The following is a 22,068-nucleotide window of genomic DNA, read 5'->3' on the forward strand; positions in this document are numbered from 1 at the left end:
CCGATCACTGCGGCTCGGTCCCGAGCAGTCTTGCGCCCTCCGCCGGGTTCCAGTAGTCGCGCCACAAAGCTATCTGGCCACCGGAGACCTGAAGTATCTGCAGGTAGCGCATCACGTAGGGGCGGCCGGAGGTCGTCACCACGCCGTGCGCGTCGAATTCGGCGATGGCTACCTCGGGGTTCTGGGTCTCATACACCGTCACCGACTGGAATTCCTTGTGCATCAACGGGGTCTCGATGATCGCCGTCAGGTAGGCACGAATGTTCTCGCGGCCCTGGATCCGGCCGGGGACACCGGGCGGGGCAAACGGCAGCTCATGTACGCCGTCCTCGGCGAACAGGTCCGCGAACCCAGCCAGGTCCTTGTCGAGGAACATCGGGAGCAACCGATCGAACATCTCGCGGGCGTTGGTCACAGCGTGACTCCTTCGTTGTACGCATGTTTACTAAACGAACGTACAACGAAATCGCCATCCATGCAACGGTCGTACAATGACCAGATGGCCGGTCCCGCTTCGCACACGTCCCGAGCCGAACAGCGTCGGCAGACCGAGGCGCGCATCCTCGCCACGGCGCGTCAGCTGTTCTCCGAGCACGGCTACGACCGCACCACCATCCGAGCCGTCGCACGAGCAGCGAAGGTCAATCCCGGACTGGTCATGCACTACTTCGGCTCGAAGGAACAGTTGTTCACCCAGGCGAGCGCAGCCACGCCGGATGAACCGATCTCGGGTACACCCGAGCAACTGACCGAGCAGCTGCTGGCCACGCTGCACGACAAACTGACACACGAACCCACCGCGACCCTGGCAATGCTGCGTTCGATGCTCACCCACCCGGACGCAACCGAAGGCGTCCGGGCCTCGCTGAGCCGTCAGCAGGAACAACTCAGCGACATCCTGTCCGCTGACGACGCGCTTCTTCGCACCGGCTTGACCGGTGCCATCAGCCTCGGCGTCGTCATCGGCCGCCATCTCCTGCAACTCGACGGCCTTCGGGACGCACCACCCGACCAGATCATCGAGCTCCTGCGGCCGTGCTTCGAGTCGCTCACCGCGAGCGGCGACTCCTGAGAGCTACCCCAGACGAATGCCAGCGAGCTGGGTGCTCTGGGCGACCAGCCGGCCGGTCGCATCCCATACGAAACAGGCCTCGTCCACCCGATTTCCGGCAATGAGCTGCGCCTTGTGCAGCACCCGGACGGGTCCGGGTGCGGGAAGCGCACGAACGTAGGCGGTGAGTTCGAGGGTCGGCACCCAGCCGGTGAGTTCGATGTCCAGTGTCGCCGGCGGGAACGCGTCGACGGCGAAGAGCAACGAAACGGCATCGAAGGCGTCGCCGCCGGGTAGTGCGAGCCAGCCGCGGAGCTCCCCGCGACCCGCTGGTTTCCCTGTGAGGAAGCCCTGGCTCTCCGGTTCGAGGCGTACCTCGACCTGATCCATGATGTTGACTTGCATGCCGCCGGGAGTCCGGCCTTCCAGCCGGGCGCACTCGTCGAACGGAGCCATATCGGCACTCGGCACACCGTCGCCCCAGTGCGGTGTGACGCCGTCGAGCTCACTGGCCGTGAGCAGGGCCTCGACACAGGGCGCACCGTCCTGCGACATCCGGGCCCGGAGCTGGCTGGCCGAACGGCCCGCGCGAAGAGGCTCGATCTCGATGTCGACCAGACCCGGCTCCGGCGAACGCAGGTAGTGGGCGCTCGCGGCGACAACGTGCGGATGTGAGCCTGTGGTCGCCGCTGCCCGGCCGAGAATGGAGAGCAGGTAGCCGCCGTTGGGCTTGCCTCCGATCGTCCATTCGGGACTGACATCGGCCGTGAAGCGGCCCGCACCGACCTCGGTCAGGGCGGAAACCTCCGCGAACGTAGTGGTCGGTACGCCTGCCGCCGCGCTCATGCCCGGCCCGCCGGCAGCAGGCTGTCGCGCATTCCTCGACCCGCGATCGCCTTGAGGTCCCGGTCGGTGACCGTCTCCCCACACGCCGAGCAGGTCGGGACGATTTCGGTGATCTCCCCGCAGGCCCGGTGGACGAGGTGCAGTGGAGAGCCATCGGGTGCCGCCCATCGATCGCCCCATTCGCGCAGGGCGGCGATGACCAGCCACAGGTCGCGGCCCTTTGGGGTCAGGCGGTACTCGTCGCGAGGGGGATGCTCGCTGTACTGGACCCGTTCGAGCACCCCGGCCTCGACGAGTGTGATGAGGCGCTGGTTCAGCACGTTGCGGGCAATGCCGAGCCGGTCGTGGAAGTCCTCGAAGCGGGCGACCCCCAGGAGGGCGTCGCGAACGATGAGGAGGGTCCACCACTCACCCACCACCTCGAGGCACTGGGCAACGGAGCAGTGCATGTTCCGGAAGCTGACTCGCCGCATGGAGGCAGCATAGTGCGTTGCTTCATAGGATGCACTACTTTTGCGACCCCTGCGGTGGCCAAAACGTCGTAACCTTGACGTATGCCGCTTCCGGACGGGCATTACCGGCTGGTCCTACCGGCAGGTCGCCTGCTGGTCAGGACGAGCCGTACCGGGTTGGGCGCGCGTGCGGGGCACGATCTGACGATCGAGGCCATCGACTGGAGCGCCGACGTCACCGTGCGGGCGACCGACCCCGGACAGTCGTCGGTGACCGTCGAGATAGGGGTGGACTCGCTCGAGGTGCGGTCCGGCAGCGGCGGCGTCAAGCCGCTCACCGCCTCGGACCGAGCCGAGATCAGGAAGAACCTCCAGTCGAAGGTCCTGCACAGCGACCAGTACCCGAAGATCACGTTCCGCTCGACCCGAGTATCCGGCGGCGCGACCGCGCTCGAGATCGCCGGCGAGCTCACCATCATGAGCCGCACCGAGCCGATCATCGTGCACGCCACGGTCGGCGAGGATGGCCAGGTGACCGGCCGCGCCACCGTCGCTCAAACGCGGTGGGGCATCAAGCCGTACTCCGCACTCCTCGGTGCGCTCAAGCTCGCTGACGAGGTCTCCATCGAAGTCGACGGGGTGCTCGCCTCGGCATAGCCGCTCATCTCGTTCATCGTGGGTGAGGTTTGGCGGGCCCCGAGGTGTCGAGGCTGGTCGAATGGCAGAGACTCCGACGCGCTCCACCGCGCCGTTCGGGGGTAGTTCAGGCCGACGACGGGCTGCTGGCATCTACGGGGCGATCGTTACGGCGGCGATCCTCACCGCGGCCGGGGGGCGGCTGCCGACCGCAGCCCTTGCGGTCACTGTGGTGGTCACGCTGCTGGTGTACTGGGCGGCCGAGGAGTACGCCGAACTGCTCGGGAAACACGTGGAGGGTGGCAAGTTGCCGGGCCGCGAGCAGATTCGGTCGGAGCTGGCCACCACCTGGCCGATGGTGAGCGCCTCGTACGGGCCGCTTCTCGTGTTGCTGGTGGCGCGGTTGGCCGGCGCATCGCCGATGACCGCCGCCAACATCGGACTGGCCGCGGCGGTGGTTCTGCTGGTCTACTACGCGTGGTCGGCCTGCCGCGCGGCTGCGCTGCGAAGCCGGCAGTTGATCGGCATGACTGCTGCCGCGGCGGCCATGGGCGCCGTAATGATCTTGCTCAAGAACCTGGTCCTGCTCCACCTGCACTGAGAGTGGCACCCGCGTAAGCGAGCCTCGGCGATAATCCACCGATGACCCGTGATCCGCTGAGCGATCTCATCGGCGAACTGCTGTCGATACTGCGCACAGGTACTCACGACGTCCTCTGGAGCCGATACAGCACAGTCGAGGAACTGATCCACGAACTGGAGACCTTGCGCCAACGCATCGACGATGGCAATGCGACCGCCCGTGAGCAGTTCAAGGTGCTTTGCTTACCGACTGGCGCGCTGGACGAGATCGCGATCTCCAGCGGCTGGGCCGACACCTGGGTTCGCTTGGTCGACGGCAAGTACCGATCCTAGTTCAACTGAGCCTCCGGCGGCACAACTCCAGCCAGACATGAAAAAACCGCCCTGACCTGCGCCTGGGCGGCTCTCGAAGGTGTGGCCAGGGCCGGGGTCGAACCGGCGACCTTCCGCTTTTCAGGCGGACGCTCGTACCAACTGAGCTACCTGGCCGGAAACGCCGGCTGCTAACCGAACGCTCTGGCGACCCTGACGGGACTCGAACCCGCGACCTTCGCCGTGACAGGGCGACGCGCTAACCAACTGCGCCACAGGGCCTTGCATGTACTGCGTACTCCCAACGGGATTCGAACCCGCGTTGCCGCCTTGAAAGGGCGGAGTCCTAGGCCACTAGACGATGGGAGCCCAGCCGGTTCGGCGAACCGACCGACCGCGCTCTCAGGTCCCCCTGGGAGCGATTACTAGTTTAGGACACCCCTCCAACCCCCTCTTCAGTGGGTCCCAAATCCACTCCGACCTGCAAAAACGTTCGTACGGGCCACCACGCGGCCACGCCGGCCGGATCCCCGCACCCGAGACGTGTAACGGCGTTACCGAAAAGCTTGCCCGACTGTTCACGAAAGCGAAAGACCTTGCGGCGAAACGCCGTGGCCACCGGCAATCGATTGCTTCAGCCCGGTTCAGACCAGTAGCTTGGCTCTGTGCTGCCCAGGTGCACGACCAGGGGGTGTGCATCTGGGCAGCCTGGGGCTGCCGACTCAAGCCAGTCCGGACTCCGCTACCGCTGCACCGGCGCTCGACCGTCCTCGCCCGGTTTCAAACCCAGCATGTCGAGCAACTGACCGCAGTCCTCGACATCATTCGCCCCGCGCGCCACAGCGAGCCTCGCCCTGCGCACCTGGTCATCCGAGACTCGCGGGGCGTCCGCACGACCGACTCGCTGCGTCGGCACGCCGCCGGTGGCACTTTGCCCTTCTCCCTCGTAGCGAAGGAGGAACTGCCGCACTTCCACAGACCCGCTCATGGCTCCTCCAAGGGCTTCTCGATCGCTTGGCGGCGAGGCTAGCGAGCGCCGGACTGAGGCCACAGCCCCCCGGAGAGTGAACCTCTGCGCACGCTGCGTGGGCTTGAGCGGCCATTCGGGCATAGTTCGGAAATGAACGACCCGCAACGGAGAAATGACAGCTCAGAGGTCTTTTTCGGACGCAACCCTCGCGATCGGGCACCTGGTCGTGTAACAATCGAAGTGCTGACACACCCCCGGTCAGCGCCTGTGGAGATCCCCTCCGGCCCCCGCGTTCCTCCCCCTGGCGCGGGGGCCCCTCCATTTCCGGACGCAATCAATTTTGGCTACGCGCAGTGCGCATGCGCTGCGCCGGTGGGACCGCGATTACTCCAGACGACCCAACATTTCCGGAAAAATCGCGACACGCCGAGTGGTTAGAGTCACAGAGACATTGCGGCCGAGACACAACCGTTATCGTGGGGTGGTGCCTCTTTCATTCGGACGGCGGAGCACCCGCACCAACCTCAAGGCAGTGAACGGCGCTCGGCACCCCAACACGGCTGCCAAGGGCGCGGACCCTGCTGCTGAGGACCACGAGCTCACCAGCTACCTCGCCGCGTTGGCGCCCGAGACCGACCCGGAAAGCACCGGGTCCGGCCGACGCTTCGGCGACGCTCAGGTCTACCAGCTCCGCATGAACCTCATCGCCGGCCAACAGTTGAAGGACCTCGCCATCGAGCGTGGCACGTCGCCACAGGCGCTTGCCCTCGAGTGGGTCCTCGAGCGCCTGGCCTGGGAGGGCCAGTCATCCACCGAGCAGCGGCAGGCACAGCGCCACGCCGATGCCGATCCTCAGACCGACGAGCACTTCTTCGACCGCAGCCAGTGGGAGCAGCCTGTTCGCTGACCCGGCGACGGACCAACAAACGATCGAGCCCCCGGCGGATCCCGCCGGGGGCTCGTCGTTTGTCAGGGGGTGACGCCCTTAGAGAGCGCGAACCTTCTGAGCCTGCGGCCCCTTCTGACCCTGGCCGACCTCGAACTCCACCCGCTGGTTCTCTTCGAGCGTGCGGAAACCGCGGCCCTCGATCTCCGAGTAGTGGACGAACACGTCGCCCTCGCCGCCGTCCTGGGCGATGAAGCCGAAGCCCTTTTCGGCGTTGAACCACTTCACAGTGCCTTGCGCCACCGTTTTACTCCTCGTTGCTGTTCCGCATAGACGCCGCCGAAGCGGCACCCTAGCCGTCCCGGGCGGTTCCAACGAGACGAGCAACGAGCACGTGGCTCACGGCTCGCGTCAGAAGTTCCGCGAGTGTGAAGCCACTAACACGCAAAACGACGGCCACCCCGAAGCCTACCGGCTACAGGCCGTTTGCGAACCCCACCTATCAAGGTTGGTCCAACCGGGCGGTTCACGCGCGAACGCGTGACGGAACGGGGCCCTCCAGCGATGTCGCCCCGCGGGAAACTACGGCCTGGTGCGACCAGTCCTCGCACGTGAGGACAGTCACAAATTTCGCTGTGCAACGAACAGCTTCCACCAGGCGTCAGTGGGGGTACATGGGGCGACTAAGGGGCTTGACGTGACACAACGGGGACTGCGGACCGGGCGCGCCGGGGGGCTGCTGGCACTTCTGCTGACGTTTCTCCTGGCGCTGACCGCCTGTTCGGGAGACGGCGGCGGGAGCACCGACCAGACAACGGAGCCGCCGAAGGAGGGGCCACCTCCGGCGGCGGCGGCCGAGGTCACGGCGCAGCCCGCGACCGGCGCACAGGACGTCGCTCCGCGAGATCCGGTCCAGGTTTCCGTGGCAGGCGGGACAATCCGGTCGATCACGTTGACCAACCCGGTGGGCAAGGAGGTCGCCGGCCAGCTCTCCGGCGACAAGCGCAGCTGGACCGCCACCGAGCCGCTCGGCTACGGCAAGACCTATACGTGGTCGGGCACCGCGGTCGGCGAGAACGGAACGACCGAGCCGATCAGTGGGTCCTTCACCACCGTGACGCCCACCGCGACGATGGGTGGCAGGCTCAACGTCGGCGACGACAAGACCTACGGCATCGCGATGCCGATCAGCGTGACCTTCGACAGCCCCGTCACCGACAAGGCCGCGGTGGAGAACGCCCTCTCGGTCGAGACGACGCCGCCGACCGAGGGCGCATGGGCGTGGCTGGAGAACGACTCCTCGGTTCACTGGCGCCCCAAGGAATACTGGCAGCCGGGCACCGAGGTGTCGGTGAAGGCGCTGATCTACGGCGTTCGCCTCGGCGACGGCGTGTACGGCGAAGCCGATCTCACCTCCGACTTCTCCATCGGCCGGTCACAGATCGTCAAGGCGAACACACAAACCCACCGCATGGTCGTCTACCGCGACGGCGCCGAGGTCGCCGACTACCCGGCGAGCTTCGGGCTGGAGTCCGATCCCGGCCGCGTCACCCGCAGCGGCATCCACGTCGTGATGACCAAGCACGAGACGTACTTCATGAACAACCCTGGCTACGGCTACGAGGACTTCGAAGTCAACTGGGCCGTCCGAATCTCGAACAACGGTGAGTTCACCCACGGGGCGCCGTGGTCGGTGGCGGACCAGGGCAAGGAAAACGTCTCGCACGGCTGCATCAACCTGTCGCCGGAGAACGCCAAGGAGTACTTCGACAGCGCGATGATGGGCGATCCGGTCGAGATCGAGGGCAGCACACAGCAACTCGGTCCACGCGACGGCGCCTACCACGACTGGTCCTACTCGTGGGACGAATGGACGGCGATGTCGGCGCTGAGCCGGTAAATCCGCCACCGCGACAGGGGCACAACCGGCACCGGATAACTTGACCGGGTGAGCAAACCTGCAGACAGCTGGCCGCCGGTCGACACGGAACCGGCCGTGCCGCACCCGGCGGCCCCGGCGCCGGGCAGCAAGCTGGGCGTGCACTACACGCACTGCTTCGGTTGTGGTGACCAGATCGAGGACGGACTGCACATGCAGTCGACGGTCGGCGACGGCATGGTCGTGGTGTCCCATTTCACGGTCACCGAAACCCACCAGGGCGCACCGGGACTCGCCCACGGCGGGCTGCTGGCGTGTGCCTTCGACGAGGCACTCGGCGCGGCGGTCGGCAACCTGCTTCGCAAGCCGGCTGTGACCGGTCGGCTGGAGACGGATTTCGTGCGGCCGGTGCCGGTCGGCTCCACGTTGCACATCACGGCCAAGCTCGACGGCGTGGCCGGGCGCAAGATCTACGCCAGTGCCGAAGGCAGGCTGAACGCCGACGACGGCGCCGTGGCGGTTCGGGCGCGGGGACTGTTCGTGACGGTCGGCTTCGACCACTTCACCACGCACGGGGACGCCGACGCACTGGAGAAGCTGCAACAGGCAGGGCAGGAAGGCTGGGACATCAACCCCTGATGTTCATCGCAGCCATCGCACTGCTCCTCGTCTTACATCTTTATCTGTGGAAACGGCTCGTCGCCGACACGACGAGCCCACGCAGCCGGGCCCGCAGGCTCGGCACCACCGCGGTCGTGGTGCTGATGCTGCTGATGGTGGCGGCATTGGCCGTGGGGACCGGGATCGACCCCGCGATCGCGCAGTGGTTCGCGTGGCCCGGGTACCTGTGGCTGGCGTTGTTCTTCTACCTGCTGGTCGCTTTGCTGGTGCTGGAGCTGCCGCGGTTCGCACTGCGTCGCTGGGTACGCCGCGAGCCACCGGCTGAGGAACGCACGGGCGTCAGCAGGCGCGTCGCACTGGCGCGCGGTTCGGCCGCGGTCGCCGGGGTGGTCGCCACCGGGTTCGTGGGTTACGGCGTCGCAGTCGCCATGGGCCCGCCCACGGTGACCCGCGTGCCCATCGGGCTGCGCAGGCTCGACCCGCGCGCGGCGGGCTGCCGGATCGCGCTGCTCAGCGATATCCACCTCGGACCGATCATCGGCCGGTCGTTCACACAGCGGATCGTCGAGCTGGTCAACGCCGAGCGGCCCGACCTGGTGGTGATCGCCGGTGACCTGGTGGACGGCAGGGTGCAGGACCTCGCCGACGCGGCCGCGCCGCTGGCGGACCTGCGCAGCACACACGGCACGTTCTTCGTGACCGGTAACCACGAGTACTACTCGGGGTATCAGGAATGGGTGGACTACCTGCCCTCGCTCGGGATCCGGCCGCTGCGCAACGCGCACGTGGACATCGACCACAACGGTGGCGTGTTCCACCTGGCCGGTATCAACGACCACACGGGGTACCAGTGGCAGGACCCCGGCGACATCGGCGCGGCGGTCGTAGGCCGGGACCCCGACCGGGCCGTGGTGCTGGTTGCGCACCAGCCCCGTGACGCACCCGGCGCCGTCGAACACGGTGTGGACCTGGTGCTGGCCGGGCACACTCACGGCGGGCAGCTGTCGCCGTTCGAGTTGATCGTCAACCTCCAGCAGGGCGCCGTCGCAGGGTCCTACCGGTTCGGCGACACGAAGATGTACGTCACGCGCGGCGCCGGTTTCTGGGGCCCGCCGGTGCGGGTCGGCGCGCCGCCGGACATCACGATCGTCGAGCTCACCACCGAGTAGCCGCCCGCTAGGTCAGCGTGCGCGGGCGGATCGCGTTCGCCTTGTCGACCAGCTCGATCCGCTGCTCGGTGCTGCTGGCCAGCCGGGCCAGCGCCCGGTAACACCGTTCCAGCCCGAACCTCAGGTCCCGTTCGGCGAGGTCCCAGCCGAGTACCTTCGCACCCGGTGCCCGTTGCCCGCCGTGCCGGGCGGCATCGGAGCGCACCCACTGGAACGCCGCCTCCAGCACCTCCGCGGAGAGCCGGGTACGGCGTTCCGCGTCCAGCGCCAGCCGCTCGAGCCGCGTCGCCGCCTCCACGAAGTCGCGTTCCTGCACGACATGGCCCTGGCCACCGGTCAGCCGGGTCTTGATCTTGATGGCGGCGACCTGCGCGGCGACGTGGTGCGTCGAGGACGGCGGCACCGACTCCAGCACCTCGATGGCGCTCGCACGGGCGCCTTGCGCCAGGTACACGCGCGCCAGGCCGAACGCCGCGCTGACGTAGGACCGGTCGGCCCGCCACACCAGCTCGTACAGCCGGGACGCGGTGAAGTAGTCGCCGACGCTCTCCGCGCTGAACCCGAGCGCGAGTTTCGGCGCGACCTCACCGGGCAGTTCGTCGTAGACGGCGTCGAACGCGACATGCGCCACCCGCGGGCGTCCGCCGGCCAGCTCGATGAGCCCGCGGTACCAGTCGATGCGCCAGTCGTGCGGGAACCCCGCCTTGATCGCCAGATACTGGGCCGCCTGCAACTGCCGGTTGGCTTCGGCGAGCTCACCCAGCTCGATGCGGGCACGCACAATGCGCAACCGCACCTCGATCGACTCGCGCGGCGCGTTGGCCAGCGCGTCGATGGCCGTCTTCGGATCCGCGGCCACGAGTGTCGCGAGCACACCGGCACCCGCGTCGTCGGTGTGCACCTGCGGGATCGGCAGGCCGGCGACGACCTCGACCGGGTTCGGCAGCGTGACGTGCTGCCCCGGCGCGGGCACCACCATGTCCACACCGAACGTGTTGGTCTCCGGACCGAACACTGTGGACGGAGCCGGACGCTGTTTTCCGGTACCCAGCGCCATGATCTCGCGCAGCACGCCGGTGAGCTGGTCGGCCATGTCCTCGGCGGAGACGAACCGCCGGTCCGGGTCGGCGTGTGTCGCACGGCGCAGGAACCGGTAGTAGGAGCCGAACAGTTTGAACAACGGCACATCGTCCGGGCTCGGCAACATGGTCTTGTACTTCGTGGTGTAGCCGGCGAACTCGAAGCTCAGCACGGCGAGCGTGCGCCCGACCGTGAACAGGTCGGACGCGACAGAGGCACCACGCTTGGCCAGCTCCGGCGCGCTGTAGCCGGTAGTAAAGAACAGTGGGCTGGTGTAGTCGTCCATGTGCCGCACGGCGCCGAGGTCGATGAGCTTGAGCTGCTCATGCGTCTGGATCACGTTGTCGGGTTTGAGATCGCAGTACAGCAGACCCTGGCTGTGCAGGTAGCCGAGCGCGGGCAGGATCTCCAGCCCGTAGGCGATCACCTGGCCGATCGGCAGCGGTTCTGCCCTGCCGGTCTCCCTGTGGTGCGCCAGCGCGAGCTGCCGCAGCGACTGGCCGCCGACGTACTCCATCACGATGTAGCCGACGGAAGTGCCGGTGTCCGGGTCGGGATGCTGGACGAAGTTGTAGATCTTGACGATGTTCGGGTGCTCGACCTCGGCGAGGAAGCGCGTTTCGTTCTGTGCGGCGGCCATCGCGGTCGCGTCGCCGGTGTCGATCAGTCCTTTGAGGACGACCCAGCGGTCGCTGACGTTGTGGTCCTGCGCGAGGTAGATCCAGCCGAGCCCGCCGTAGGCCAGCGCACCGAGCACCTCGTACTGCCCGCCGACCACCTCGTGCGGACGCAGCTTGGGCGTGAACGAGAACCGGCTCCCGCACTGCTCGCACGTGCCCTGCGGGCTGCCCGGCCGGCCGTCCTTGCCACGACCGACCTTGGTGCCACAGTTGCCACAGAAGCGTTTCTGCTCCGAGACGACCGGGTCCGTGAGCACCGCCGAGGCGGGATCACGGTAGGGCACCTGCGGCACTTCCACGAGCCCGGCGCCGAGCCGGCCGCGCCGCGACGTACGCGACGAGGTGCGGCGTGAGGTCCCGGGGAAGGCACCGGAACCGGTGCCCGGCCCGGTTCCCGGACCCGTCCCGGGGGCAAAGCCGTCGCTCGTACTCGGCGGCAGGACGCTCTCCGTGCCCGGGTCGGGCAGCGTGCCGGGACCGCTCGGCTCCGGCGGCGGCGCGGGCGGGGTGATGAACTCGGTGGCAGGCGAGGGACTGGCCAGCACGCTCGTGGGCTGCGGCTCATCGGGGACCGGCTGGTAGGGCCGCACCTGCTGCGTGTTCGGCACGATCTGCGGCTGCGGTGGTTGCGGCTGCCCCGGTGCCTGCACCCGCGGCCGGGGCGGCGCAGGCCGCGAGCCGGTCAGTACCTCCGGCGGTTGCGTCCAGCCGCTGCCCTCGGGCTCGTCATCCGGCGTGGCGTGCCGAGGACGGCGTGGCTCATCCGACACTGCTACCTCCCTGCCCAATCACCGGTAGTTGGGAGCTGGCGGCGCCGACTGGCCGAGCCTGGCCCGCAGCCACCGGTCGTAGCTGGCCTGCCACAGTCCGCCCCGGACGCGTTCGAGGACGGCGTTCACGAAACGCACCATGTCATCGTTCTCCTGTGGAATGCCGATGCCGTAGTACTCATCGGTGAAGCGGTCACCGACGATCTTGACCGTCGGGTCCTGCTCGGCCATCCCGGCGAGGATGGTGTCGTCAGTGGACACCGCGTCGACCTGCCCCTGTTGCAGCATGACAAGGCAGTCCGACCAGTCGTCCACCGAGACCGGGACCGGCTTCGGGTCGGCGGCCACGATGTTACGCAGCGAGGTGGACGACTTGGTCGCGCACACCCGCTTGTCGCCGAGATCGCCGATACCCTGCACCGGCGAGTTCTCGTCCACCAGGACCCGCTGCCCGGCGACGTAGTACACGGTCGAGAAGTTGATGTCCTTCAGCCGCTCGCAGGTGATCGAGAAGGTACGCGCGACGATGTCCACAGTGCCGTCCTGGAGCACGGGGATGCGTTGCGCCGAGCTGATGGCCCGGAACTGGACAGCGTTGGGATCGCCGAAGATCTCGTTCGCGATCTCCTTGACGATGTCGATGTCGAAACCTTCGAGCATCCCGGTGGTCGGGTTCCGGAACCCGAACAGGAACGTGTTCTGGTCGACGCCGGCGATCAGGTACCCGCGGTCACGGATCTCGTCCATCGTGGAGCCTGCGGGGATCGAGCCGTCTGGTGCAAGGCTCGCGGTGGGGTCGCACTCCTGCTGGCTGGAACCACCGCCCTCGACGTCGGTCTCGACGGCGGCATTGGCAGGCTGCGGGCGCTCGACTGTACTCACCGGAGCCGGATCGACTGGTGCACCAGGGGAACCGCACCCCGCCACCAGCAGCGCCGCCGCCGACAGCAGCAGCCCGAATCGCACGTTCTTCTTCATCAGCGGTACTCCCGCAAGCGTTCCCGGATACCCAAGGTGGTGCCCAGCGCGGCGATCACCGCGAGCACGGCGAAACCGGGGGCCAGCAACGTCATCGCGCGCGAGGCGTTGGTCGTGTCGTCGACGAAGATCTGCCGCCCCGCCCCGATCGCCGCCGCGAGATCGCGGTCGAGGCGGGAGAACGCCGCCGCGGCGGTGTCCTCGGTGGACTCATCGATCGCCAGTCGCACCGCGTCCTGGTAGTTGCCGGAGCCGTCGAGCTCGCGGAGCTGGGCGTGTGCCTCGCGCCAGGCGGCGGCATTACGCACGGCCGAGTCGATGTGCGCGGCCGAAGGGTGCCCCTGCGCCCGGTCTGCCGCCACGGCGAGCAGGCCGCCCTGCCCGTCGGCACCGGCGAGCTGACCGGTCAGCTCGCCGAACTGCTCCTCGTAGGACTCGCCACCGCCCCTGGCCACCAGCGTCAGCGTCTCGTCGGCGCGGGCCTGCAGTGCCGCGATCCTGGCGCGCACGAGCAGATCCGCCTGTTCCGTTCCGTCTCCCCTGCCACCGCTGACCAGCACGCTCTGCACCGTGAGCGCGGTGGCGCTCCACAAAACGGCCACGGCAACGGCGATCGTGGCCACCACGAGCCCGACGTTGAAGACGCGATTGGTCTTGCGCTTGAGGTAGATCTGCGTCGCGATGAGCGCGGCGAGCAGTCCCAGCGTCAGCAGCGCCGTGACCCACGGCACGCCTGTCGCGTCGTCCTGCTCCGCCACGAGCCGCTCGGTGTCGATCTCGTAGAGCTCCTGCGCCGCGGGCAGGATCTTGGCCCGCATCAGTGCCGACGCCTCGCGCAGGTAGGCCGCGCCTGCCGGGAACCCCTGCCGGTTGTTCGCCCGCGCGGTCTCGACGAGTCCGGTGTAGACGGGCAGCTGCTGGTTGATGATGTTCACCTGCTCGGCCGCCTCGGCGACGCTGCCCGAGTCAGCCGCTGCCTTCGCCAGTGCCGCACCGGCCTTGGCGATATCGAACTCGTAACGCTCGCGCAGTTCGGGCGGCTCCGCACCGGTCGCGAGGAACGCGCTCGCTGCCGTCGCGTCGGCGTCCGACAGGGATCGGTAGACCTCCTGTGCCGCGGCGGTCATCGGTTCGCGGTGGTCGATCAGCCCTTCGATGGTGTTTGCGCGGTCCTGCACGGCCACCGTGCCGATGACACCGGTGAGCAGCGACAGCACGATGAGGCCCGCCGCGATGAGGGAGAACCGGCCTGGCGTGGTCGCGGCCGAACGGGTGATGCTCCGGACCGCGTTCGCCGGGAGTTCGAGCAACCAGGCGATTCCCGAACGCGGGCCGCGCGGTTCGTCGGGGGGCTCTGAGCCAGGCACAGCGGGTACGCCCGGACCGCGCGGGGTCACGGTGCTCGTCATCGCTTTCCTCCACCCAGTTCCAGCACCCACATGCAGGCGTAGCCGCGCATCGACAGCGGTTTCTGAAAAGGCACCGTAGCCGAGAACGCCGGAAGGCAACCACGGACGCCACGAACGGACCAAGATCGTGGCTGGCCCGTAACCCGGCCAGGTTAGTTGCCGCGGCGAATCGCCGGCGCGGCGGAGTGCGGCAGTACGAGCTCACGATCCGCAGGCTGCTTCAGCACGACATCGATGTCGTCAGCGAAACGATACGGGGTGCGGGCGAGGAGCCCGCCGAGCTGCCTGCGCAGACGGGACATCTCAGCACGCACCGTCACCGTGCGTGCCGGATCGCCGAACAGGTCGAGCGCGAGTTCCGCCGCCGACCGGCCATCCCGGTACCGCGCGAGCACGTACAGCATCTCGGCGTGCCGCGGGCTCAGCGTGTGCGTCCACGTCCCGCTCGGCCCGGTGACCGTCAGCGTGCAGGCGCGAGGCGAGCGGACATCGAGCACGGCTGTGGTGGGTTCGGCGCCGGCCTCACCATCACCCAGCCGGACCAGCCAGCCACCCGGCAGCGGCTCGAACCGGCAGACACCGAGCGACGGCAACCACATCGCGCCGGCACCGCAGCCGCCGGGCAGGGAAACACGGTCCAGCGGGGACAGCCCGGACACCGCCGCGACCCAGCCGTGCTGATCGGTGACCATGGCGCGGCCCGGCACCTTCGACAACACCGGCAACGCCGCCGCGCGCAACCGTTCCAGCTCGGCGAGGTGGGCGTTGCGCAGCTGCGCTTCGGCGAGCCTGGCGACGGCGGCAACGAGCGCGAGCGTGGTGGCGTGCACGGTCGCGGCAGGCCCGGAGAGGTCGACGACCCCGAGCAGCCTGCCGTCGCGGGGGTCGTGCAGTGGCGCCGCGGCACACGTCCAGGAGTGGTGGGAACGGACGTAGTGTTCCGCGGAGTAGACCTGCATGGGCCTGCGCGCGACGAGCGCGGTGCCGATGGCGTTCGTGCCGACGGTGTTCTCGTGCCAGGACACGCCTTCGGTGAAGCCGAGCCGGTCGGCGCGCTGCCGGACAGCCGCACTGCCATCGCGCCAGAGCACACGGCCCTCGTGGTCGACAACGACCATGATGTGCGCCGCCTCCTCGGCCACGCTGATGAGCCCACCGCGCAGGATGGGCAGCGCGGCGTCGAGCCCGCTGCCGCGCCGCCGCTGCTCCAGCTCCTCGACCGGCAACGGCTGCCCGTCACGGCCGCGGTCGGGGTCGAGCCCCAGCCTGCGCATGCGCTGCCAGGAGGCGCCGATCACCGCGCGCGGTTCGGCCGGTGGCCGTTGCCCGCACACGGCGGCCTCGTGGACCTTCGCCAGAACACGCGCGTATCGCCGGGGATCCTCCCCGACCGGCACCGCTGCCTCGAGGCGCTCCTCGCGCACGTCTACGAGTGTCGCAAGCCGGCGGGCCGCACGCCAAGCCTTCGGCTACTTCGCCGTGATGGCCTCCACCGCGGCGACCACGGCCTGCGGTTTCTCCATGTGCACCATATGGCCTGCCTCTTCGACGTAGCTGACGCCGGTGAGCGCGCTGCCGTTGGCGGCGGGCAGCACCGCGTCCGCGCGGCCCCACACCACCGCAACCGGTACGTCCACACGGGACAGCAGGGGTGCGGCGTCGATGCCGGGCGCGTCCCCGTCGAGCAACGTGTCCAGCAGCGTGTTCAGGGCCTTGTCGACGCCGTCGAGGCGTTTGTACTTCAGCAGGTCGTCGGTGAGCTTCCTGGTGACCTGCGCGGGGTCGGCGAAAAGAGCCCCCAGGTGCGGTTTGAGCTCGCGCCGCGAGGTTACCTCCGCGAACCCACGGAGGTAACCGGAGTTGATCTGGTCGCCGAACCCGGCAGGCGCGACGAGCGTGAGCGAGGCGACCCGGTGGGGTTCCCTTGCCGCGGCCGCGAGAACCACGGCCCCACCGAGGGAATGCCCCACCAGGTGCGCCCGCTCGATGCCCTCGGCCGCAAGGAAACCGAGCATGGCGCCCGCCAGCGTGTCGAGCGAGCCGTCGCCGACGTCCTTGGCCGACTCTCCGTGCCCCGGCAGGTCCAGTGCGTACACAGTGCATGACTGCGACAGCGGCTCCTGCACGAACAGCCAGGAGTTCTTGTCGCCGCCGTAACCGTGCACGAGCACGACGACCTCCTCGGCGTCACCGAGCACGGCGTAGGCGAGCGTGCGGCCTGCCACCTCGACGGTGCCGGTCTGCGGGCCCGGCACCTCCTCGACGGCACCGGAGTCGAGCTCCTCGCGAGCGTGCCTGGCCGCCTCGTCGATGTCGGTCTCGGGCACGTAGGCAGGAGCGAGCAACGCGATCGTCCCGCCGACCGGTACGTCCTCACCGACCAGCGCGATGATCCGGCGCAGCACGCCGTCGTCCGCGGACTCCAGTGCGCCCGCGATCTTGTCGGTGTCGATCTCGGCGAGATCGTCACCGTCGGCGATCTCGTCGCCTTCGGTGGCAATCCACTCGATGACCTTGCCGCTGGTCATCGAAAGGCCCCACTTCGGCATGACGACCTTCTTGATGGCCTCGTTCATCTGGTGGCTTCTTCCTACTTCTTCCACTCGACAACGGTCTTCGCGGCGTTGGTCACCCGCTGGGCGTCCGGGATGTAGAGATCCTCGAGCACGTCGGAGAAGGGCACCGGGGTGTGCGGCGCGGTGACCATCTCGATCGGTGCCCGCAGCGAACCGAAAGCCTCCTTGGCGACGAGCGCGGAGATGTCGGTCGCCAGGTTGCAGCGCGGGGTCGCCTCGTCGACCACCACGAGCCTGCCGGTGTTCTCGACACTCTCCAGAATCGTCTCGGTGTCCAGCGGGCTCGTGGTCCGCGGGTCGATGATCTCGGCTTCGACGCCCGATGTGGACAGTTGTCGCGCGGCCTCCTCGGCCACCGGCACCATCCGCCCGATCGCCACGATCGTCACGTCGTCACCGTCACGGACCACATTGGCCTCACCGAAGGGGATCGTGTAGCTGTCCTGCGGCACCTCACCCGTGGTGTCGTACATCGCCTTGTGCTCACAGAAGATCACCGGGTCGTTGTCGCGAATGGACTGGATCAGCAGCCCCTTCGCCTCGTACGGGCTCGACGGCACCACGACCTTCAGCCCGGGAATGTGGGTGAAGATCGGGTAGAGCGCCTGCGAATGCTGCGCTGCCGCGCGCAGCCCGGCGCCGTACATGGTGCGGATGACGACCGGGGTCTGCGCCCCGCCGCCGAACATGTACCGGAACTTGGCCGCCTGGTTGAAGATCTGGTCGAAGCAGACGCCCATGAAGTCGATGAACATCAGCTCGGCGACAGGGCGCAGCCCCCGCGTCGCTGCACCGATCGCCGCACCGACGAACGCCGACTCGGAGATCGGCGTGTCCAGCACCCGCCCTGGGAACCGGTGGTACAGGCCCTTGGTGACACCGAGTACGCCGCCCCACGCGTCCTCCTCACCGGGGCTGCCCGCACCGCCGGCGTTGTCCTCGCCGAGTACCACGACGGACTCGTCACGTTCCATCTCCTGGGCGAGCGCCTCGTTGATCGCCTCGCGGTAGCTGATCGTGCGCGCCATGGTTGGCCACCCTCCTTATTGGTATGTCACGTAGACGTCGGTTTCCAGATCGGCCACGGTCGGCTTCGGCGCCGCCTTGGCCTCCTCGACTGCCACGGCGATGAGGTCCGCCACCTGTGCGTCCACCGTGTCCAGTTCGGACTCATCGAGCTGCCCGGTCTCGGTGACGCGGTCCCGGAACCGCTTGAGGCAGTCCAGGTTCTGCCTGGCGTTGGCGACCTCGGTGGCACGGTAGGTCTGCTGATCGCCCTCGAAGTGGCCGAAGTAGCGGGTGAACTTCACCTCGATGAGCGTCGGGCCGCCGCCCTCACGTGCCCTGGCGATGGCCTCACCGGCGGCTTCGTGCACGGCGAAGAAGTCGAAGCCGTCCACGATCACCCCCGGCATCCCGAATCCGGCGGCGCGGTCGGCGATGTTGTCGGCGGCGACCGACCAGGTGGCTGCTGTGGCCTCGGCGTAGCCGTTGTTCTCGGCGATGAAGACCGCGGGCAGGTTCCACACCGACGCGAGGTTGAGCGCCTCCAGCGTGGTCCCCTGGTTGCTCGCACCGTCGCCGAAGAACGCGACACCGACACCGCCGGTGCGCTGCTGCTTCGCCGCCAGCGCGGCGCCGCAGATCAGCGGCGGCCCACCGCCGACGATGCCGTTGGCGCCGAGCATCCCCTTGGACAGGTCGGCGATGTGCATCGAACCGCCCTTGCCGTGGCAGGAACCCGTGCTGCGGCCGTAGATCTCGGCCATCATCGCCTTGACGTCCACGCCCTTGGCAAGGCAGTGGCCGTGGCCGCGGTGGGTGCTGGCGATCGAGTCGCGCTCGTCGAGGTGTACGCACACGCCGGTGGCGGACGCCTCCTCACCGGCGTAGAGGTGCACGAAGCCGGGGATCTCGCCGGTCGCGAACTCGTCGTGCAGCCGTTCCTCGAAAGCGCGGATGGTACGCATCGTGCGGTAGGCGTCGAGCAACGCGTTCTCGTCGAGCTCCCGCAATACCGCCGTGGGCAAGGTATCCGTCATCGTTGACGCTCCTTTCGTTGTATCACAAGGTTTTTCACCGAATGTCTGCACGCGGTCGCTACTCATCCGGTTCTGACCTCCTCAATGCCTTTCCGGTGGGAGTTCTCGGTGCGCAGGAGTCCGCGCCTGGGACGCCGATTTCGACGCGTTCGCCGACCGGCAGCCTCCGCCAGGAGCCGACGCCACGACGAGGCCCGGCGCGATCGGCGCGTGTACCACCCAGCGGGCGCGCTCGGGCGGCGCGAGGCTGAGCATGACGCCGTCGCGGGTGTCCCGTGAGCTGGGGCAGAGCTGGCCGGCGAGACCGGCGACCGTGGCCTCCCGCATCCGCGGGAACGCGTTGTTGGTACCGGTCGACAGCGCCAGCAACGGCACGTGGCCGCAGGCGGCAGTGGCAACGCGGGCGGTGCCGTCGCCGCCGAGGCACACGATGAGCTGCGCACCGGCCGCGACCATGTGGCGCACGGCGTTGGTGGTGTCCTCGGCGGTGCCGGTGATGGGGTCCGCGTCGCAGAACTCGACGTCCGGCCATGGGCCGTCTCTGCCGGGTCGGCGGGTGCGCAGCGCACGCAGCACCGCCGAGGAGATGCCGCCGAGGTCGGTGGACAGCAGCGCGCGGGCGACACCGACCGAGGCGAACGCGGCGAGCAGGCGCTGCACCATGTTGGCCTTCTCGGCGGTCGGGAACACCGATGCCTGCGCCACGAGCCGCCGGATGTCCCGCCCGGACGCGGGATTGGCCACGACGCCGACCGTCGTCGCGGGTCTGCCCACCGCCACCTCCCGCTGCGTGGCGTCGCCGTCGACGCCGTGCCTCTATGGCACTCCCAGGAAGGGGGTGAGCGGAAGGGTTGCAAGGGGTTGCAACCGGATTCACCTACCGTGCGGCGGCGAGCCTGCCGAGCCGGATCGGGGTCGGCCAGCGGACCTCACGTGCCCAGCCGAGCTTCTCGAACAGCCAGATCACCCGCGCGGAGATGTCGATCTGGCCGCGCAGCACACCGTGCCGGGCGCAGGTGGGGTCGGCATGGTGCAGGTTGTGCCAGGCCTCGCCGAAGGAGAAGATCGCCAGCGGCCAGAAGTTCGCCGCCTTGTCCCTGCTGGCGAACGGGCGCTCACCGATCATGTGACAGATCGAGTTCACCGACCACGTGACGTGGTGCAGCAGGCCGATGCGGACGAAACCGGCCCAGAAGAAGGCGGTCAGCCCACCCCAGACCGACCAGGTGATGAGCCCGCCGAGCACACCGGGTAAGACCAGGCTGAGCCCCACCCACAGCGGGAACAGCGTGTCGACGCGCTGGATACCCCGGTCGGCGAGCAGGTCGGGGGCGAACCGCTCGGCATTGGTGACGTCGCGGTCGAACAGCCAGCCCATGTGCGCATGCCAGAAGCCCTTCGCCAGTGCCGCCGGGCCGGTGCCGAACAGCCATGGCGAATGCGGGTCGCCAGCGCGGTCGGAGAACGCGTGGTGCCTGCGGTGATCGGCGACCCACGGCGTGAGCTGGCCCTGCGCGGCGAGGCTCCCCGCGACGGCCAGCACGATCCGCAGTGGCCGGCTCGCCTTGAACGAGCCGTGCGTGAACAGCCGGTGGTAGCCCACGGTCACGCCGAGCCCGCTGAGCACGAAGAAGGCCGCACCGAGTCCGATGTCGAGCCAGCTCAACCCCCAGCCCCACGCGAACGGGACGGCCACGGCCAGCGCGACGAGTGGCGCCAGCACGAAGATCTTGACGGTCACATGCTCGGGCAGCGACTTGCGCCCGGAGATCAGCGGCTTGCGGTGGCGCCCGGCGGAGTTGGGAGTAGCCGACATGAAAACCTCACTGTTCGGCTGGAAATATCTTGTGGCGAAAAGGCGAAAACGCCAGAAGAAAAGCGAAACGCCGAATTTCTCCACCCGGCCGGCTCGCGTTGTTCGTCTCGTCGACGCTACCGGAATCCGGGTGGGCTCGCCATGCCCCGTATGCTACGGAAAGTAGTAGTTGAGCTGGAGCGGGAGGACCCGTGATCACTGGCTATGCCGTGACGATGGCGCTGTGCTCGCTGGCCGTTGCGGGGTGGGCATTCGTGCTCGTGGCACGCAACCGGGCACCGGGGCGGCCACTGCTGGCCGGGCTGGCCGTCATCGAGGCCCTGCTCGTCGTACAGGTGGTGATCTCGGTCGTGCTGCTGATCGGCGGTGACCGGCCGGGCAGCATGGTCACCTTCCTGGCCTACCTGATCGGCGCCCTGCTCGTGCTGCCGATCGGCGCCGTGTGGGCACTCGCCGAACGCACCCGCTCCAGCACCGCGGTACTCGGCATCGCCTGCGTGACCGTGCCGGTGCTGATCCTGCGCATGTCGGAGGTGTGGGGTGGCGCGAGTGCCTGACGCCGCCGAGATTCCCGAACGGCCGGCGACCGCGAGCGGGCCGGGCCGGGTCCTGATCGCGGTCTACGCGATCTTCGCGGTAGCCGCGACCTCGCGCGCGGCCACGCAGATCGCGACCCGCTTCGACGAGGCGCCGGTGCCGTACCTGCTGTCCGCGTTCGCCGCGGTGGTGTACCTGCTCGCGACGTTCGCACTGGCCCGCACCGGCGCCACCTGGTGGCGTGTCGCCCTCATCTCCTGCTCTGTCGAGCTGGCCGGCGTGCTCATCGTCGGCACGCTCAGCGTCTTCGACAGTGCCGCCTTCCCGGACGCCGCCGTCTGGTCCAACTACGGGATGGGTTACCTCTTCGTACCGCTCGTACTACCCGCGCTCGGGCTGCTGTGGTTGCGCCGCACAGCGCCTACCAGATCACCGCGATGACCACATTGACGAACGTCAGGCCCGCCACCGTGCCGAACAGGCGACGGTCGGATTCGGGCCGCCGCAGCCAGATGTGAGCCAGTACGAGCACCGCAACCGCGATAGCGAGCTTCACGGCGACCTTGGCGTTGTCGATCTCGTTGGCGACCAGACCCGCGGACGCGATCCCGACCAGAGCCACCCCGGTGATCACCTGCGCACCCGCGCTCCACATCGTGATCGCGGGGGCAGGACCGGCCGGTGCGACGCTGCGCGCGACCACGCCACTGACGATGCCGGCCATACCGACCAGGTGCAGCACGACGAGTACGTCGTAGACGATTTCCATGCCGGCA

At 68.4% G+C, this 22,068-nt stretch carries 25 protein-coding genes and 3 tRNA genes; 10 read left to right on the forward strand and 18 right to left on the reverse strand.

Features of this window, described 5'->3' with window-relative positions; genetic code table 11:
- Positions 1-4: 4 nt before the first annotated feature.
- Positions 5-415 (reverse strand): nuclear transport factor 2 family protein, encoded by a 411-nt coding sequence (locus ABZ863_RS28270; protein WP_358541657.1) that lies wholly within the window; start codon positions 413-415, stop codon positions 5-7.
- Between the two features lie 84 nt (positions 416-499).
- Here ABZ863_RS28270 and ABZ863_RS28275 point away from each other — a divergent pair, with 84 nt between their 5' ends.
- Positions 500-1,072 (forward strand): TetR family transcriptional regulator, encoded by a 573-nt coding sequence (locus tag ABZ863_RS28275; RefSeq protein ID WP_358541659.1) that lies wholly within the window; start codon positions 500-502, stop codon positions 1,070-1,072.
- Positions 1,073-1,075: 3 nt separating this feature from the next.
- Here ABZ863_RS28275 and ABZ863_RS28280 read toward each other — a convergent pair whose 3' ends face one another.
- On the reverse strand, positions 1,076-1,897 hold the full coding sequence (locus ABZ863_RS28280) for a thioesterase family protein (protein WP_358541662.1): 822 nt from the start codon (positions 1,895-1,897) through the stop codon (positions 1,076-1,078).
- Positions 1,894-2,370 (reverse strand): helix-turn-helix domain-containing protein, encoded by a 477-nt coding sequence (locus tag ABZ863_RS28285; RefSeq protein WP_358541665.1) that lies wholly within the window; start codon positions 2,368-2,370, stop codon positions 1,894-1,896. Before ABZ863_RS28285 ends, ABZ863_RS28280 begins: the two co-directional genes overlap by 4 nt.
- Before the next feature lie 81 nt (positions 2,371-2,451).
- Between ABZ863_RS28285 and ABZ863_RS28290 the strand changes: the two genes are divergently transcribed.
- The 3 genes from ABZ863_RS28290 to ABZ863_RS28300 all read left to right on the forward strand — a co-directional run bounded on the left by ABZ863_RS28290 (position 2,452) and on the right by ABZ863_RS28300 (position 3,900).
- Complete coding sequence (locus ABZ863_RS28290) at positions 2,452-3,006, forward strand: YceI family protein (RefSeq protein WP_358541668.1); 555 nt, start codon at positions 2,452-2,454, stop codon at positions 3,004-3,006.
- A gap of 61 nt (positions 3,007-3,067) precedes the next feature.
- Positions 3,068-3,586, forward strand: a complete 519-nt coding sequence (locus ABZ863_RS28295) for a hypothetical protein (RefSeq protein ID WP_358541671.1) — start codon at positions 3,068-3,070, stop codon at positions 3,584-3,586.
- 41 nt (positions 3,587-3,627) lie between these two features.
- Positions 3,628-3,900, forward strand: coding sequence for a hypothetical protein (locus ABZ863_RS28300; protein WP_358541674.1), 273 nt, complete (start codon positions 3,628-3,630; stop codon positions 3,898-3,900).
- An 82-nt stretch (positions 3,901-3,982) separates the two neighbouring features.
- Here ABZ863_RS28300 and ABZ863_RS28305 read toward each other — a convergent pair.
- From ABZ863_RS28305 to ABZ863_RS28320, 4 genes are all read right to left on the reverse strand, one after another.
- Positions 3,983-4,056, reverse strand: a tRNA-Phe gene (locus tag ABZ863_RS28305).
- 28 nt (positions 4,057-4,084) lie between these two features.
- A tRNA-Asp gene (locus tag ABZ863_RS28310) sits at positions 4,085-4,161 on the reverse strand.
- A 14-nt stretch (positions 4,162-4,175) separates the two neighbouring features.
- Positions 4,176-4,248: transfer RNA gene (locus ABZ863_RS28315), tRNA-Glu, on the reverse strand.
- 373 nt (positions 4,249-4,621) lie between these two features.
- Entirely contained in the window at positions 4,622-4,867 is a 246-nt protein-coding gene (locus ABZ863_RS28320; protein ID WP_358541677.1) for a hypothetical protein, read from the reverse strand.
- 466 nt (positions 4,868-5,333) lie between these two features.
- Here ABZ863_RS28320 and ABZ863_RS28325 point away from each other — a divergent pair, with 466 nt between their 5' ends.
- Positions 5,334-5,756: a hypothetical protein gene (locus ABZ863_RS28325; protein WP_358541680.1), complete on the forward strand. Its 423-nt coding sequence runs from the start codon at positions 5,334-5,336 to the stop codon at positions 5,754-5,756.
- Positions 5,757-5,834: 78 nt separating this feature from the next.
- On the opposite strand, the gene ABZ863_RS28330 is transcribed toward ABZ863_RS28325, so the two are convergent.
- Complete coding sequence (locus ABZ863_RS28330) at positions 5,835-6,038, reverse strand: cold-shock protein (protein WP_009156738.1); 204 nt, start codon at positions 6,036-6,038, stop codon at positions 5,835-5,837.
- 394 nt (positions 6,039-6,432) lie between these two features.
- Here ABZ863_RS28330 and ABZ863_RS28335 point away from each other — a divergent pair, with 394 nt between their 5' ends.
- The 3 genes from ABZ863_RS28335 to ABZ863_RS28345 are packed head-to-tail and all read left to right on the forward strand — an operon-like array spanning position 6,433 to position 9,404.
- Positions 6,433-7,635, forward strand: a complete 1,203-nt coding sequence (locus tag ABZ863_RS28335; RefSeq protein WP_358541685.1) for an Ig-like domain-containing protein — start codon at positions 6,433-6,435, stop codon at positions 7,633-7,635.
- Positions 7,636-7,683: 48 nt separating this feature from the next.
- A complete protein-coding gene (locus tag ABZ863_RS28340; RefSeq protein ID WP_358541688.1) occupies positions 7,684-8,253 on the forward strand; it encodes a PaaI family thioesterase in 570 nt (189 codons plus the stop codon).
- A complete protein-coding gene (locus tag ABZ863_RS28345; RefSeq protein ID WP_358541691.1) occupies positions 8,253-9,404 on the forward strand; it encodes a metallophosphoesterase in 1,152 nt (383 codons plus the stop codon). Before ABZ863_RS28340 ends, ABZ863_RS28345 begins: the two co-directional genes overlap by 1 nt.
- A gap of 7 nt (positions 9,405-9,411) precedes the next feature.
- Here ABZ863_RS28345 and ABZ863_RS28350 read toward each other — a convergent pair whose 3' ends face one another.
- From ABZ863_RS28350 to ABZ863_RS28390, 9 genes are all read right to left on the reverse strand, one after another.
- Complete coding sequence (locus ABZ863_RS28350; RefSeq protein ID WP_358541694.1) at positions 9,412-11,934, reverse strand: tetratricopeptide repeat protein; 2,523 nt, start codon at positions 11,932-11,934, stop codon at positions 9,412-9,414.
- Between the two features lie 18 nt (positions 11,935-11,952).
- A complete protein-coding gene (locus ABZ863_RS28355; RefSeq protein ID WP_358541697.1) occupies positions 11,953-12,912 on the reverse strand; it encodes a glutamate ABC transporter substrate-binding protein in 960 nt (319 codons plus the stop codon).
- Entirely contained in the window at positions 12,912-14,321 is a 1,410-nt protein-coding gene (locus ABZ863_RS28360) for a hypothetical protein (protein WP_358541700.1), read from the reverse strand. Before ABZ863_RS28360 ends, ABZ863_RS28355 begins: the two co-directional genes overlap by 1 nt.
- Before the next feature lie 152 nt (positions 14,322-14,473).
- Positions 14,474-15,745 (reverse strand): GAF domain-containing protein, encoded by a 1,272-nt coding sequence (locus ABZ863_RS28365; RefSeq protein WP_358541703.1) that lies wholly within the window; start codon positions 15,743-15,745, stop codon positions 14,474-14,476.
- 45 nt (positions 15,746-15,790) lie between these two features.
- Positions 15,791-16,897, reverse strand: coding sequence for an acetoin dehydrogenase dihydrolipoyllysine-residue acetyltransferase subunit (locus ABZ863_RS28370; protein WP_358541705.1), 1,107 nt, complete (start codon positions 16,895-16,897; stop codon positions 15,791-15,793).
- Positions 16,898-16,911: 14 nt separating this feature from the next.
- Entirely contained in the window at positions 16,912-17,925 is a 1,014-nt protein-coding gene (locus ABZ863_RS28375; protein ID WP_358541708.1) for an alpha-ketoacid dehydrogenase subunit beta, read from the reverse strand.
- 15 nt (positions 17,926-17,940) lie between these two features.
- Entirely contained in the window at positions 17,941-18,939 is a 999-nt protein-coding gene (locus tag ABZ863_RS28380) for a thiamine pyrophosphate-dependent dehydrogenase E1 component subunit alpha (RefSeq protein WP_358541710.1), read from the reverse strand.
- A gap of 81 nt (positions 18,940-19,020) precedes the next feature.
- Positions 19,021-19,713 (reverse strand): NAD(+)/NADH kinase, encoded by a 693-nt coding sequence (locus ABZ863_RS28385; protein ID WP_358541713.1) that lies wholly within the window; start codon positions 19,711-19,713, stop codon positions 19,021-19,023.
- 103 nt (positions 19,714-19,816) lie between these two features.
- Complete coding sequence (locus ABZ863_RS28390; protein ID WP_358541715.1) at positions 19,817-20,755, reverse strand: acyl-CoA desaturase; 939 nt, start codon at positions 20,753-20,755, stop codon at positions 19,817-19,819.
- 191 nt (positions 20,756-20,946) lie between these two features.
- On the opposite strand from ABZ863_RS28390, the gene ABZ863_RS28395 reads away from it, so the two are divergent.
- Together ABZ863_RS28395 and ABZ863_RS28400 are read left to right on the forward strand one after the other, a co-directional pair.
- Entirely contained in the window at positions 20,947-21,312 is a 366-nt protein-coding gene (locus tag ABZ863_RS28395) for a hypothetical protein (RefSeq protein WP_358541718.1), read from the forward strand.
- Positions 21,305-21,733, forward strand: coding sequence for a hypothetical protein (locus ABZ863_RS28400; protein WP_358541721.1), 429 nt, complete (start codon positions 21,305-21,307; stop codon positions 21,731-21,733). The genes ABZ863_RS28395 and ABZ863_RS28400 overlap by 8 nt, the downstream gene beginning before the upstream one ends.
- On the opposite strand, the gene ABZ863_RS28405 is transcribed toward ABZ863_RS28400, so the two are convergent.
- Entirely contained in the window at positions 21,714-22,061 is a 348-nt protein-coding gene (locus ABZ863_RS28405) for a hypothetical protein (RefSeq protein ID WP_358541723.1), read from the reverse strand. The genes ABZ863_RS28400 and ABZ863_RS28405 overlap by 20 nt on opposite strands.
- Positions 22,062-22,068 lie beyond the last annotated feature (7 nt).

Origin of the sequence: Saccharomonospora sp. NPDC046836, from assembly GCF_040645195.1 — a bacterium.
GTDB lineage: Bacteria > Actinomycetota > Actinomycetes > Mycobacteriales > Pseudonocardiaceae > Prauserella_A.